The following is a 13,314-nucleotide window of genomic DNA, read 5'->3' as shown; positions in this document are numbered from 1 at the left end:
ACCGCGCGCCGGTGATGTCCCGTTGAAGCGCTCATGCCTGGTCGAAGGCGCGCAGCACGCCGCGCGCCTTGGCGCGGGTTTCGTCCAGTTCGCGCTGCGGGTCCGAATCCACCACGATCCCGGCGCCGGTGCGGAAATGCACCTGGTCCCCGGCCACCTCGGCGGTGCGGATCAGGATGTTCAGATCCATGTCGCCGTCGCGATTGAGCCAGCCGAAGGCGCCGGTATAGGCGCCACGCGCGGTACCTTCGAGCTCGGCGATGATCTGCATGCAGCGCACCTTCGGGCAACCGGTGATGGTGCCGCCGGGAAATACCGCGGCAACCACCTCGCCCGGGGTGACGTCGGGGCGCAGACGGCCACGCACGTTGCTGACGATATGGTGCACATGCGCGTAGCTTTCCACGCCCATCAGCTCGTCCACCTCCACCGTGCCCGGTGCGCAGATGCGCCCCAGGTCGTTGCGTTCCAGGTCGATCAGCATGACGTGCTCGGCGCGCTCCTTCGGATGGCCGACCAGCTCGCGGATGCGCGCGGCATCGTCGTCGCCGGCAAAGCGCGCGCGGGTACCGGCGATCGGGCGCGTCTGCACCACATCGCCCTGCACCGACACCAGCCGCTCCGGCGAGGAACTCACCACCGCGCGGCCTGCCGCGACGAACAGGCCGGCAAACGGGGCGGGATTGGCCGCGCGCAGGCGCGCATGCAACGCCGCCGGATCGACCGCAGCGGCGAATGCCGCATGCCAGGCGCGCGAGATATTGGCCTGGAATACGTCGCCGGCGCGCAGGTAATCGAGCACACGCTCCACGGCAGCGGTAAAGCGCTCCGGCGCATCTTCTTCGACAGCCGCCGGCCCGGCCCACGCTGGCAACGGCGGCAGCGCGGCGCAGGCGGCGATGTCCTCGACGATGCGGGTCAGCAGATCGGCGCGGCCCGGCTCGGCCAGCGCGATGCAGCGGCCCTGCACCCGATCGCGCAGCACCGCGGCCGGTGCACGCAGCGCCAGCGCGCTCGGCAAGCCATCGCTGCGCGTGGGTAGCTGCAGAATCGGTTCGACCTGCGCGGCCAGCTCGTAATCCAGCAGCACCGCCCAGCCACCGCGAAACGGCCACGGGCTGGCCGCAGCGTGCGGCAGGCGCTCGGCCTGCCAGGCCGCATCCAGTGCCTGCAGAAATCCGCCGTCCAGCACCCGTCCATCGCCGTCACGCGTGCGCCCGTCGGCGTCCAGCCGCAGGCTTGCACCGTCTGCCAGCAACAACACATCCCAGCGGCCGTGGGCGGTGCCGGAAGCAGTGGATTCGAGCAGTGCCGGATAGCGCTGCGGCGCCAGCCGATGCAGCGCCAGCAGGTCGATGTCCGCGTGCAGGGGTCTGGTGAGCGTCATCGGCCTGGTGTGGCGTGGGGTGCTAAGACGCGCCACCCTGCGATGGAGGCAGGGCACGCATGATGAGAGGGATCAGGTCGCGCAGCGACGTTTGGCAGCGCCACTGTCCGGCTGTGTGGCGGGCGGAATCCCATGCGTCATGTACCGCGAGACATCGCTCGCGGTACACACGCACAGTGATCTCAGATGCGCTTGAACACCAGCGTGCCGTTGGTGCCGCCGAAGCCGAAGCCGTTGGACATCACCGCGTCCACCTGCACTTCGCGCGCCACGTTCGGCACGTAATCCAGGTCGCAGCCTTCGCTGGGCTCTTCCAGGTTGATGGTCGGCGGAATGATGCCGGTGTGCAGCGCCATCACCGAGAAGATCGCTTCCACGCCGCCAGCCGCACCGAGCAGATGGCCGGTCATCGACTTGGTCGAGCTGACCATGGTCTTGTAGGCGTGGTCGCCCAGCGCGCGCTTCATCGCCAGGGTCTCGGCCAGATCGCCCAACGGCGTGGAGGTGCCGTGCGCATTGAGGTAGCCGATCTGCTCGGGATTGAGCTTGGCATCGCGCATTGCCGCGGCCATGCTGCGCGCCGCGCCCTCGCCGTCTTCGCTGGGCGCGGTCATGTGGAAGGCATCGGAGCTGGCGCCAAAGCCGACCAGTTCTGCATAGATGCGCGCGCCACGCGCCTTGGCGTGTTCGTACTCTTCCAGCACCAGCACGCCGGCACCGTCGCCCAGCACGAAGCCGTCGCGCTGCTTGTCCCACGGACGCGAGGCGCCGGTCGGATCGTCGTTGCGGGTGGACATCGCCTTCATTGCGCAGAAGCCGCCCACCGAACTCGGCGAGGAGCCGCGCTCGGCGCCACCGGCCAGCATCACGTCGGCGTCGCCGTGCTGGATCATGCGCATCGCGGTGCCGATCGAATGGTTGGAGGTGGCGCAGGCCGACACCGCCGAGAAGGTCGGGCCCTTGAGGCCCTTGATCAGGCTCACCTGGCCCGGCAGCATGTTGATGATGGTGCTGGGCACATAGAACGGCGAAATCTTGCGCGCGCCGCCCTCGTGGAATTTGATGGTCTGCTCTTCGATACCGAGCAGCCCGCCGATGCCGGAGCCGAGAATGGCGCCAATGCGTTCGGCATTGCTTTCGTCGATTTCCAGGCCGGAATCGTCCAGCGCCATGAACGAGGCGCCGACGCCGTAATGGATGAACGAATCCATCTTCTTGACGTCCTTGGCGGACACGAACAGCGTGGGATCGAAATTCTTGATCTCGCCGGCAATCTTGGTGGTGAACTGCGAGGCATCGATCTGCGTGATCGGGCCGATGCCTGAGCGCCCGTGGATGATTCCATCCCAGCTGGTGGCCAGATCATTGCCCAGCGGCGACACCATGCCCATGCCGGTAACGACAACACGACGACTCATTGCAGATCTCCTCACCACGGAACGGACGGTGCTTGCGGTTTGCGGATGACGCTTGAAAAACACAGGGCCGCATCAGCGGCCCCATGGAATGTCTGACGCAGCAACGGCTTGACGCACGCCGCCGCAGTCAGGAACAACGCATCAGCTCTTGACGTGAGCCTTGACGTAGTCGATCGCCTGCTGGACCGAGGTGATCTTCTCAGCCTCTTCGTCCGGGATCTCGCACTCGAACTCTTCTTCCAGCGCCATCACCAGCTCGACGGTGTCCAGCGAGTCGGCACCCAGGTCATCGACGAACGATGCGCTGGTGGTGACTTCCTCTTCCTTGACGCCGAGTTGTTCGACGACGATTTTCTTGACGCGTTCTTCGATGGTGCTCATTGGGGATATCGCTCCAGATGGAGTAGTGGTGGTACGAAAAAAACGCCATCGCCGCTGCGATGGCCGCGTTGGATAGTGTAGTGGAAGCGACCGAGCCTTGCATTGCATCACAAGTCCCCGCCAATCAGCCACTTAGCGCCTCCCGGCGCCGCACGCTCACGGCATGTACATGCCGCCGTTGACGTGCAGGGTCTCACCGGTGATGTAGCCGGCACTCGGGCCGGCCAGGAACGCCACCGCGTTGGCGATGTCGTCCGGCTGGCCCAGGTGGCCGAGCGCGATCTGCTGCAGCAAGGCAGCCTTGGCCTCGTCCGGCAGCGCCTTGGTCATGTCGGTATCGATGAAGCCGGGCGCCACCACATTCACGGTGACCCCGCGCGAGCCGATCTCCTTGGCCAGCGACTTGGAAAACGCAATGATGCCGGCCTTGGCCGCGGCGTAGTTGGTCTGGCCGGGATTGCCGGTCACGCCCACCACCGAGGCGATGTTGACGATACGGCCCTTGCGCGCCTTCATCATGCCGCGCATCACCGCCTTGGAGGTGCGGAACACGCTGGTCAGATTGGTGTCGATGATCGCCTGCCAGTCGTCGTCCTTCATCCGCATCAGCAGGTTGTCGCGGGTGATGCCGGCATTGTTGACCAGGATCGAGATCGCGCCGAACTCCTTGCCGATCGCATCGATCAGGCCATCGACCGCCGCAGCGTCGGTGACATCGAGCTCACGGCCGTGGCCGCCTTCGGCAGCCAGGCGCTCGCCGATCGCCGCAGCGCCGGAGGCCGAGGTCGCGGTGCCGATCACGGTGGCGCCCTGGGCGGCCAGCGTCGCGGCGATGGCCGCGCCGATCCCGCGACTGGCACCGGTGACGAGGGCGATCTCGCCCTGCAGAGGCTTGCTCATGAATGCTGTTCCTCGAGTGGGAAGCGCGCGACCGCAGCCGCGAGCGGTGAGGGCTGCCGGCAGGACCGGCAGGTGCGTCGAATCAATGGGTCCACGCCTCGAGCGCGCCGGCATAATCGGCAGGCGTGGCCAGCGGGCGGGCGTCCAGGCGCTTGTCGATGCGCTTGATCAGCCCGCTCAGCACCTTGCCGGGGCCGCATTCGGCGATCCGGCTGATGCCCTGGGCGGCCAATGCCTGCACGCAGCCGGTCCATTGCACCGGCAGGTACAACTGCTCGGCCAGCGCCTGGCGAATCGCCTCGCTGCCGGTGTGCACGCGTGCATCGACGTTCTGCACCACCGGAATCTGCGGGGCGTGCCAGCTCAGGCCGGCCATCGCTTCGGCGAGCTGGTTGGCCGCATCGCGCATCAACGGGGTGTGCGAGGGCACGCTCACCGCCAGCTTGACCGCCTTGCGTACGCCGCGTTCGGCCAGCAAGGCCAGCGCGCGGTCCACCGCCGCCGCATCGCCACCGATCACGATCTGACCGGGCGAATTGAAATTGGCCGGCACCACCACCTGGCTGCCTGCCGCCTCGGCACAGACTTCGTGCACCAGCGCATCCTCGGCGCCCAGTACCGCCGCCATTGCGCCGACACCGGCCGGCGCGGCGGCCTGCATGAACTGGCCGCGCAGCCGGACCAGGTGCGCGCCGTCGTGCAGCGACAGCGCGCCGGCAGCGACCAGCGCGGTGTATTCGCCCAGGCTGTGCCCGGCCAGGACCGCCGGGCGCTGCCCGCGCTGCGCATTCCACAGCCGCCAGACCGCCACACCCGCAGCCAGCAGGGCCGGCTGAGTGTATTCGGTGCGGTTGAGCATCTCTTCCGGGCCGCCCTGGGACAGGGCCCACAGGTCGACGCCGGCGCCATCGGAGGCTTCGGCAAATGTTTCGCGGATCTGCGGGTGCAGTTCGGACAGTTCGGCCAGCATCCCTAAGGACTGCGAGCCCTGGCCGGGAAACACGAAGGCGAGAGTGGATTCGGTCACGCGTTGCTGCCTACAAAAATCGAGCCGGGATGATACGTGCGAAATCGTCCCGGCGTCTGTACTGCCGCGTATGCAAGCCCCGCCAGCGGGGCCGCCGGCACGCCTACAGCAAGGCGTTGAGCAGATCCATGTCGCCATCGGCCAGCCAGTCCACGCACATCACCAGCACCAGCAAGACGCCGAGCGAGGTTGCCGCGTGGATGGCCAGGATGGCACGCGCCAGCGCCCCGGCAGAGCGGCCCAGGCGGCCGGTGAGCTGCGCAAACCGCTGCAATCGCCCGGTCACCACATGCGCATGCGCCGCCACCGCCGGGCCGGCCGCATCGAAGGCGCACGTCATCAACCGCTGCAGCACCGCGCGGCGGCCGCGGTAGTACTTGGCCACCCCGTAGCCGAACACCAGCCAGTCGCGCGCCTGGGCCTGCGCCAGGTCCATCACTTCCAGCGGGTCTTCCTCGAAATCGATGAAGCCGACCGCCTGCCCGTCGAAGGTCATGTTGCGCGGAAGCGGTTGGCCGAAATAGGCGCCATCGCGATGGGCATCGGCAATGGCCGCCACCGCCAGCGCAATCAGCCGGTCGCGCTCGGGCGCATCGGCCTCGCGCAGGCAGCTGGCAAAGGAACGCCCGTTGTCGCTGAGCACCAGGGCCGCCTGTCCGCAACCGACCACGCGCGGCACATTGACCGCTTGCGCCTGCAGCTCGCCGAGCCGGCGTGCCTCCAGATCGCGCGCAGCATCGCCGCCACGGTGCGGCGGTGGACGCAAGGCATCCAGGCCCCAGCGGCGGGCAACGAAGTTGAGTGCTCCAAGCGAGACCGCGCGGCTGTGGCGGCGGTACTGCTTCAGCCAGACGCGCTGTCCGGCGATGACGATGGGTTCTGCCATGACGGGCCCGTCCCTGACGCTGTCAGGCAGCGCCGGCGGACGCGGCGCTGCCTGCCGGACTCAGTAGCGCAGCAGCGCCGAGCCCCAGGTAAATCCGCCACCGAATGCTTCCAGCAGCAGCAATTGACCACGCTGCACGCGGCCGGAGCGCACCGCTTCGTCCAGCGCCAGCGGCACCGAGGCCGAGGAGGTATTGCCGTGGCGGTCCACGGTGACGACCACCTGCTCCATCGGCAGATCCAGCCGCTTGGCGGTGGCCTCGATGATGCGCAGGTTGGCCTGATGCGGGATCAGCCAGTCCAGGTCGTGCTTGTCGTAGCCATTGGCGGCCAGGGCCTCGTCGACCACCGAATCCAGGGCCTTGACTGCGTACTTGAACACGTCGTTGCCCTTCATCAGCAACGCGCCGCCGCCGTTCTTGCCCTCGCCGAAGCCCACCGATACGCCAACCGGATCCCACAGCAGTTCCTTCTTGCTGCCGTCGGCATGCAGATGGGTGCTGAGGATGCCGGTTTCTTCGTCGGCCTTGAGCACGACCGCGCCAGCGCCGTCGCCGAACAGCACGCAGGTGGTGCGATCGGTCCAGTCGACGATGCGGGTCAGGGTTTCGGCGCCCACCACCAGCACGGTCTTGGCGTCGCCACTGCGCACGAACTTGTCGGCCACGCTGAGCGCATAGACAAAGCCCGAGCACGCCGCGTTGACGTCGAAGGCACCGCAGCCGACATTGCCCAGCCGCGCCTGCAGCAGGCAGGCAGTGGACGGGAAAATCAGGTCTGGGGTGGTGGTGCCGACAACGATCAAGTCGATCTCGTCGGCGGTCACGCCGGCCGCTTCCATCGCCTTCAACGACGCGAAATACGCCAGGTCGCTGGTGGTCTGGTCGTCGGCGACGATGTGACGCTCACGGATACCAGTGCGCGAGAAGATCCATTCATCGCTGGTGTCGACGATCTTGGACATGTCGTCGTTGGTCAACACCTTTTCGGGCAAATAGCTACCCGTGCCCGCGATTCTGGAATAGATCCGCTTGCTCATACTGTTCCCTGTTGCAAGAGCCGCGGTGATCGGCGGCTCCGGAAGAAGCGAGGGTCACCCGGCGGCGTCGAACGCGCCGGGTGCCACGAATCAATCTTCTTGGACGGCCGACGACTTGGTCGCAATCACCTTCTTGCCGCGGTAGTAACCGTCAGCGGTGATGTGGTGGCGCAGATGGATCTCGCCGCTGGTCGGATCGGTCGACAGCTGCTTGGCGGTCAGGGCATCGTGCGAACGACGCTGGCCGCGACGCGACGGGGTAACTCGGGATTTCTGCACAGCCATGGGATTGCTCCAACTTAAGTTCGATAACTTGTCTGTCGAGTCGAACTGGACGCTTCACGCCCGCGCCGACCTGTCTTTCCGCCCTTCACAGCGGCGGTTACTGTTTTTTGAACGCTGCCAGCGCCGCGAACGGACTGGCCTTGTCTTGCTCTTCCTGGGTCGGAACCCACTCGGCCTCGACGGCCTCGCTGCCCGGCGCCATCGGCACCACCGGGATCGACAGGACCAGCTCGTCCTCGACCAGGTCTGCGGCCCGCAGCATGCCATCTTCCGGCACCAGCAAGGCTTCGTACTCGGCCGGCAACGCCGCTTCGTCGGCTTCGTCACGGATCAAACCAAGACGCTGCCTGATTTGCACCGGATACAGAAAACGCTGCAGGCTGCGCTGGCAGGCCAGCGGAAGCTCGACATCGACACTGAGCTCGACGTAGGCGACCTTCAACAGGCTGTCCTGATCGAACTGGAGCGAGTAGACACACTCGCCCTCGGTATCGACCAGGCTGCCTTGCAGGCGGGTCATCGCAGAGAGCGGGATGCGGCCATCGAAGCGCCTGCGCGCTGCGACCATCCGCCAAGCATCCAGCATTTCGGGTACGTTCGCGGACATAAGCCGCAGAATGTTAAAGATCCGCCGACGCCCTGTCAAATGCCCCTATTCACGCACATGGCGCGGCGCCAAGGCTGGCAGACTCCCCTACCCGTCCGACGCAGCGCCCCATGATGCCACGCCTGATTCTTGCCTCCACCTCAGTCTATCGGCGCGAGCTGCTTGGCCGGCTGCGCCTGGACTTCACCACCGCCCGGCCGGAGGTCGACGAGCAGGCGCACCCCGGGGAGGCCCCGGACGCGCTGGCCAGCCGGCTGGCCGCGGAAAAGGCGGCGGCGGTGGCCGCGCAGGCGCCCGACGCCTGGGTGATCGGTTCGGACCAGGTCGCCGACCTGGACGGCCAGGCCCTGGGCAAACCGGGCACGCTGGAGCGGGCGCATGCGCAGCTGACGGCGATGTCCGGGCGCGTGGTGCGCTTCCATACGGCAGTGAGCCTGGTCGGCCCTGGACGCACGGCACACGCGCTGGACCTGACCGAGGTGCAGTTGCGCCCGCTGACGCGCACCGAAATCGATCGCTACCTGGCCGCCGAGCCCGCACTGGATTGCGCCGGCAGCTTCAAGTGCGAGGGCTTCGGCATCAGCCTGTTCGACGCCATTCGCTCGCAGGACCCCACCGCCCTGGTCGGCCTGCCACTGATCGCGCTGGCGCGATTACTGCGGCAGGCGGGGTTTCAACTGCCCTGAGCTGCCATCGGGTTTCATCGATCGAGCCTGCAGAACTGGTAGGGATACTCCCCCTGCCCGATTCGCGAGGAAAGCCTGCGGCAGCTGGCCGGATTCAGCGTCACCCCATAGGCAAGCAGCTGTTGTTGCGCCTGCTCCAGCAGACGGCGATCGGCAGCGACCAGTTCCATCGCCTTGTGCTCGGGAACGCGCAACTGACACAGTCCGGGCCGGGATGCATCGAGTTCGGCGCGCAAGCCATGCGCCGTCAGCCAGCGCAATTGGGGGCATTCCGGTCGAGTGCTCCATCCCAGACGCCGCGCCCACCGATTCATCCGCTCTACCCGCGGACTCTGCTTGTCCTGCGTAGCATCCCATAACGCATACAGCTGCGGCCGCTCGGCCACCAGCGCGCGCACGCGGGCGCGATAGGCATCCGATTCGGCAAGGTTGCTGGCTACACCGACATAACGCGCCGCTGGCGCAAGCAACGCAATCCGCCATGCCTGCGGCTGGTTTCCGACCAGCAACACGGTACTGGACGCTGGCGCATCGATCGGTGGTGGCTGCACCTGGATGCTATGCCGTGCCCAGGATTCATGGCCCCAGTCGTTCCAGCCTCCGAGCGCGATCACCGCACTGAAGAGCACCAGGCAGGCCGCCACCGTGCGGGCTCGGGCGGCGGCGAACAGCCGCTGGCAGCAGAGCCAGAGCGCCAACGGCGCCAGCAGTTCCAGCGCCGCGAGGTAGCGGTGAATCGAAAACATGCCCTGCCAGAGCAGATAACCCACGCCGACAAACACCAGCAGCGTCGTGGCCTGTGCATTCCAGCCAGGAACGGGCAAAGACCTGCGCCATAGCGCACGCCCCACGATTCCCAGCACGGCCAGATAAAGCAGCGCCCAGATGCATTGAAACAGCCCAATTTCACTGACCCGCCAGGGGTTGAAGGTCAGTACCAGCGGCCACGCCAACCATTCGCCCACACCACGCGGCAGCCAACGGGTATCACCGAGCGAGACAGGTTGCGCGAGCGGCGCGCGAAACACGCCATTGAACTGCGGAAACAAGGGATTGCCGAACTGCTCCCAGACCCGCAGATACCAGGGTGCGGCGATCAGGGCAAAGACCAGCAACGCCGCCAGCGCCATGCTCACCACACCAAGCACCCGTGCGCGCGGGCGCCCACCGGCGCAGAGCCCCGCACAGGCCAACGCCACTGCATAGGGCGCATTGGTCAACTTGCACGCCACGGCGAGACCAAGCAAAAGCCCGGCGAGCAGCCAATGACGGGCGGCCAGCGCGCTACCGGCCTGTTGTCGGCGCTGCGCGCGCATCACCAGTGCCAGCGCCGCCAGCAACGGGAGCGCGGTACTCGCATCGCCCATGGTGTTGGCAAATTCGGAAAGGAATGCCGCGCTGCACAGGCCAGCCAGCGCCAACAGCGGGGCCAGGCGGGCGCGCTGGGAGTCTGCGTCCAGCACATACCAGGCAATTGCCGCCACCGGCACGAACACCATTGCATGCAGCACGCCCATCAACGCGCCGGCCAACGGCCCGGGCCAGCGTGTCAGCAGCCCATACTGGACGATATCCAGCGCCGGATTGAAGTAGCTCTGCAACTGCGCCGGGGCCAGATCCTGGGTCAGACGGCCGTGCCACCACGCATAGCCGTTATAGACGTGGTAATTGCGCAGGTCCCAGTTCGCATCCTGTCCGAGACACAGCGCCACCAGGCCACCCAACAGCGCAACGACGGTCACCGCCGCGACCACGTTGGCTGGACGCCGAAACGCGAAGCGGTGATCGGCCCAGTGCAACAAGCGGGAGATCCCGCGCCCCGGTCCGGAGGCCGCAGCACCGGCGTAGACGCGCGCGAGCAGGGCACTCATCGACGCCCCTCCGGCCCCAGCAAGGGCTCGGCAAGATAGGCCAGATGCTTGGCCTCGATGCGTCCACGGGTGACGGTATCCAGGATCAACCCGCAGGCCAGCAGCAAGAACCCCAACAGCATCAGCGCCACGCACAGGATGGCGGTGGGAAAGCGCGGAACCAGGCCAGTCTGGGCGTAGGTTTCAAACAAGGGGATCGCCAACCCCACCGAAGCCAGGGCACAGGCAATAAAGCCCATCGAGAAGAACAACAACGGCCGCTCAGCCTTGAACAGCTTGGCGATGGTGGTGAGGATGCGCCAGCCGTCGCGCCAGGTGTTCAACTTGCTTTGCGAGCCTTCCGGGCGCACGCCGTAGGCGGTTTCGACCTCGGCCACCGGCATGCGCAGCTGCAATGCGTGCACGGCCAGTTCGGTTTCGGTTTCGAATCCGTGCGCATGCGCAGCGAAGGATTTGACGTAGCGCCGGGAGAACACGCGATAGCCGGACAGCATGTCGTCGAAGCTGCGACCGAACAGCAGCCCCGCGCAACGCGTCAGCAACACGTTGCCAACGCGATGACCGGGCCGATACGCGGCCTGCTGCTGATCGCGCCGCGCCCCGACCACCATGTCCAGGCGCTCGTCGATCAGCTTGCGCACCAGCACCGGTGCCGCAGCCGCATCGTACGTCGCATCACCATCGACCAGCACGTAGATGTCGGCCTCCACATCGGCGAATCCACGCCGCACCACATTGCCCTTGCCCTGCAATGCCACGCGATTGACCTGCGCGCCCGCCGCCGCCGCGACTGTCGCGGTGGCATCGCTGGAATTGTTGTCCAGCACATGGATCGCCGCGCCCGGCAAGGCAGCAGCAAACGCGCCGACCACCAAGGCGACCGTGGCCGCCTCGTTATGGCAGGGCACCAGCACGGCGATTCGGATCCCGGGCACAGGCACGGAAGGGACAACAGTCATGGCATCGGTCATTGCGTGATCTAAGGTGTGGAAATGGTAATGGGCTGTTCCCACCAGTCCTCGACGCTGCCGTCGTGGCCGTGCAGGCGCAGTCCCAGCCAATGCGTGCCCGGCGGCAGCGCATGCGTGTCGAAGGTGGCGCTGAAACCGACATTGGGGTGCTGCGGGTCGGTGGAGATCTTCCAGTACGGGCGCACATCCAGCAGCGTGCCGTACTCGGCCTGCGCGACCGGACGCCCGTCCAGCAGCAGCTCCACATTCGACAGGCCGACGCCGTCCTTGAATGCCCAGCCACGCACCTGCACCTGCCCGGACACCTGCACGTCCGGCAGCGGCGTATCGATCCAGGCCATCGCCGGGGCGATGCACGACCCAGGCTGGCGCTGCGCCGGCAGCGCGAACAGCAGGAAGCGCTGGTAGCCGTGATCGGTGGACACCACGGTGGGCGGCGGCAGCGGCCCGACCATCTCGCAGATGGCGTGATAGCGCTTCAGCAAGTCGCGATAACGCTGATCGCTGGGCGAGAGCACCAGCAGCCGCGGCCCGTTGCGCGTGCCGTCGCTGAGCAGCCCCCATTGCAACAACTGCGCGCTGCGCCCGTGCTTGTCGTTCAACTCTGCACGCAGCACCTCGACATTGGCATCGTGCAACTGGAAGCCCAGCTCGGCACCGACCTTGAAATTTTCCGCCAGCACGCGCGTACCCGGCGGCATCTGCGCCAGCCGGGTCTTGACCGCGCGCGCCAGGTCCTGCCACCCGGCGAAGTTGCGCGGATAGTATTTTTCGCCGGCCGCATGCGCGCGAAGCGACGGCACCGACACCGCCAGGTAGTAGCCATACGCCCCCAGGGTGCCGAGCAGCGCGATCACCCAGGCCGCGCGACGCAGCGTATGCGGCCAACGCATCAGGATCACCGGCACCGCAACCAGCAAGGCCAGGTAGCCCGGCAGCGGCCAGTGGAAACTGATCCGCTCGGCATCGCTGAAGAAACCGAGCACGAAGATCGCCACCGTCGAAATCCCGCCCAGCAGGCCGAAATAGCGCCATTGCGCCCGCGAACCACCGCCGGCGCGCGTGCCGGCCAGACCGACCTTGAGCATCGCCCAGGCCAGCGGCGGTGTCACCAGCACCGCCTGTATCAGCAAGAACCACAGCCCGGTGACCTGGAAACGCCACGGATGCCGGTCGACCAGCTGGAAGCGCAGCCCGGCCTCGTCGTGCTCGGTATTCCAGAACAGCAGCGGCAGCCAGCTCACCGCGCCCACCGTCAGCGCCATCCAGATGCGCGGGTCGCGCATGACCGCGCGCCCCTGCGGGATGCACAGCAGCGCGATGCAGCCCACCCCGATCACGCCGGCAAAACGGTAGTGACTGAGCGCGCCGATCACCAGGCCGATGGCGAGCTCGAGCGCACTGGTGGCATCGACCTCGCGCAGCAGCCGCGCACCGGCATCCATGCACAGCACCGCCGCCAGCGCCATTGGCACATCCGGCACCGCCAGGATGCCCAGCGTGGCCGACAGCGGCATCAGCAAGGTCAGGCTGCCGGCCTGCCAGCCCAGCGTGGAGCCGAACCAGCGCGTGGCGATATGCGCGATCAACCAAGGAATCAGCGCGGAAATGGCCAGAAACGGCAGGCGCAGGGCCAGCAGGTGATGCCCGCCCAGTTCAACGCCCAGCCGCGCCAGCCAGGCCGTCATGCCCGGCAGATCCGAGTACGCAGCGGCCAGATGCTGGCCTTCCTGCCAGTAGAACGCCTCGTCGACGAACAGCGGCAGCCGCGCGGCAATCAACAGCTTGACGGCCGTCGCCAGTGTCCACAGGATCACGAAGGTGCGATGTGCGCGTTGGTCCCCCTGCATTGCCCTA

Annotated in this window: 13 protein-coding genes; 1 reads left to right on the top strand and 12 read right to left on the bottom strand. The window is 66.9% G+C overall.

Annotated features, from left to right (window positions below):
* Nucleotides 1–31: 31 nt before the first annotated feature.
* The 9 genes from H7A86_RS05665 to H7A86_RS05625 all read right to left on the bottom strand — a co-directional run bounded on the left by H7A86_RS05665 (nucleotide 32) and on the right by H7A86_RS05625 (nucleotide 7,929).
* The gene (locus tag H7A86_RS05665) at nucleotides 32–1,387 is read right to left on the bottom strand and encodes an aminodeoxychorismate synthase component I (protein ID WP_119130897.1); all 1,356 of its coding nucleotides are present in this window, start codon (nucleotides 1,385–1,387) and stop codon (nucleotides 32–34) included.
* A gap of 182 nt (nucleotides 1,388–1,569) precedes the next feature.
* A complete protein-coding gene (fabF, locus tag H7A86_RS05660; protein WP_119130896.1) occupies nucleotides 1,570–2,805 on the bottom strand; it encodes a beta-ketoacyl-ACP synthase II in 1,236 nt (411 codons plus the stop codon).
* Between the two features lie 141 nt (nucleotides 2,806–2,946).
* A complete protein-coding gene (gene acpP, locus H7A86_RS05655) occupies nucleotides 2,947–3,186 on the bottom strand; it encodes an acyl carrier protein (RefSeq protein ID WP_002814322.1) in 240 nt (79 codons plus the stop codon).
* Nucleotides 3,187–3,342: 156 nt separating this feature from the next.
* Nucleotides 3,343–4,086: a 3-oxoacyl-ACP reductase FabG gene (gene fabG / locus H7A86_RS05650; protein ID WP_047130408.1), complete on the bottom strand. Its 744-nt coding sequence runs from the start codon at nucleotides 4,084–4,086 to the stop codon at nucleotides 3,343–3,345.
* Between the two features lie 82 nt (nucleotides 4,087–4,168).
* Nucleotides 4,169–5,113 carry an ACP S-malonyltransferase gene (gene fabD / locus H7A86_RS05645; protein ID WP_119130895.1) on the bottom strand — a complete coding sequence of 315 codons (945 nt, stop codon included), beginning with the start codon at nucleotides 5,111–5,113 and terminating at the stop codon, nucleotides 4,169–4,171.
* Nucleotides 5,114–5,216: 103 nt separating this feature from the next.
* Nucleotides 5,217–5,999, bottom strand: a complete 783-nt coding sequence (locus H7A86_RS05640; protein ID WP_119130894.1) for a BUD32 family EKC/KEOPS complex subunit — start codon at nucleotides 5,997–5,999, stop codon at nucleotides 5,217–5,219.
* Between the two features lie 60 nt (nucleotides 6,000–6,059).
* Nucleotides 6,060–7,037, bottom strand: a complete 978-nt coding sequence (locus H7A86_RS05635) for a beta-ketoacyl-ACP synthase III (protein ID WP_047130405.1) — start codon at nucleotides 7,035–7,037, stop codon at nucleotides 6,060–6,062.
* 90 nt (nucleotides 7,038–7,127) lie between these two features.
* The gene (rpmF, locus tag H7A86_RS05630) at nucleotides 7,128–7,322 is read right to left on the bottom strand and encodes a 50S ribosomal protein L32 (protein ID WP_003483870.1); all 195 of its coding nucleotides are present in this window, start codon (nucleotides 7,320–7,322) and stop codon (nucleotides 7,128–7,130) included.
* 97 nt (nucleotides 7,323–7,419) lie between these two features.
* Entirely contained in the window at nucleotides 7,420–7,929 is a 510-nt protein-coding gene (locus tag H7A86_RS05625) for a YceD family protein (RefSeq protein ID WP_047130404.1), read from the bottom strand.
* A gap of 110 nt (nucleotides 7,930–8,039) precedes the next feature.
* Here H7A86_RS05625 and H7A86_RS05620 point away from each other — a divergent pair, with 110 nt between their 5' ends.
* Nucleotides 8,040–8,615, top strand: coding sequence for a Maf family protein (locus H7A86_RS05620; protein ID WP_104649815.1), 576 nt, complete (start codon nucleotides 8,040–8,042; stop codon nucleotides 8,613–8,615).
* Nucleotides 8,616–8,629: 14 nt separating this feature from the next.
* On the opposite strand, the gene H7A86_RS05615 is transcribed toward H7A86_RS05620, so the two are convergent.
* From H7A86_RS05615 to H7A86_RS05605, 3 genes are all read right to left on the bottom strand, one after another.
* Nucleotides 8,630–10,216, bottom strand: coding sequence for a glycosyltransferase 87 family protein (locus H7A86_RS05615; protein WP_119130948.1), 1,587 nt, complete (start codon nucleotides 10,214–10,216; stop codon nucleotides 8,630–8,632).
* A 266-nt stretch (nucleotides 10,217–10,482) separates the two neighbouring features.
* Nucleotides 10,483–11,457: a glycosyltransferase family 2 protein gene (locus tag H7A86_RS05610; RefSeq protein WP_180708041.1), complete on the bottom strand. Its 975-nt coding sequence runs from the start codon at nucleotides 11,455–11,457 to the stop codon at nucleotides 10,483–10,485.
* Nucleotides 11,458–11,465: 8 nt separating this feature from the next.
* The gene (locus H7A86_RS05605) at nucleotides 11,466–13,307 is read right to left on the bottom strand and encodes a glycosyltransferase family 39 protein (RefSeq protein WP_180708040.1); all 1,842 of its coding nucleotides are present in this window, start codon (nucleotides 13,305–13,307) and stop codon (nucleotides 11,466–11,468) included.
* Nucleotides 13,308–13,314 lie beyond the last annotated feature (7 nt).

It is taken from the genome of Xanthomonas euroxanthea, from assembly GCF_903989455.1.
Lineage (GTDB): Bacteria > Pseudomonadota > Gammaproteobacteria > Xanthomonadales > Xanthomonadaceae > Xanthomonas > Xanthomonas euroxanthea.
The sequence above is the reverse complement of the archived record's forward strand: the minus strand, read 5'-3'. Positions and strand labels throughout refer to the sequence as shown.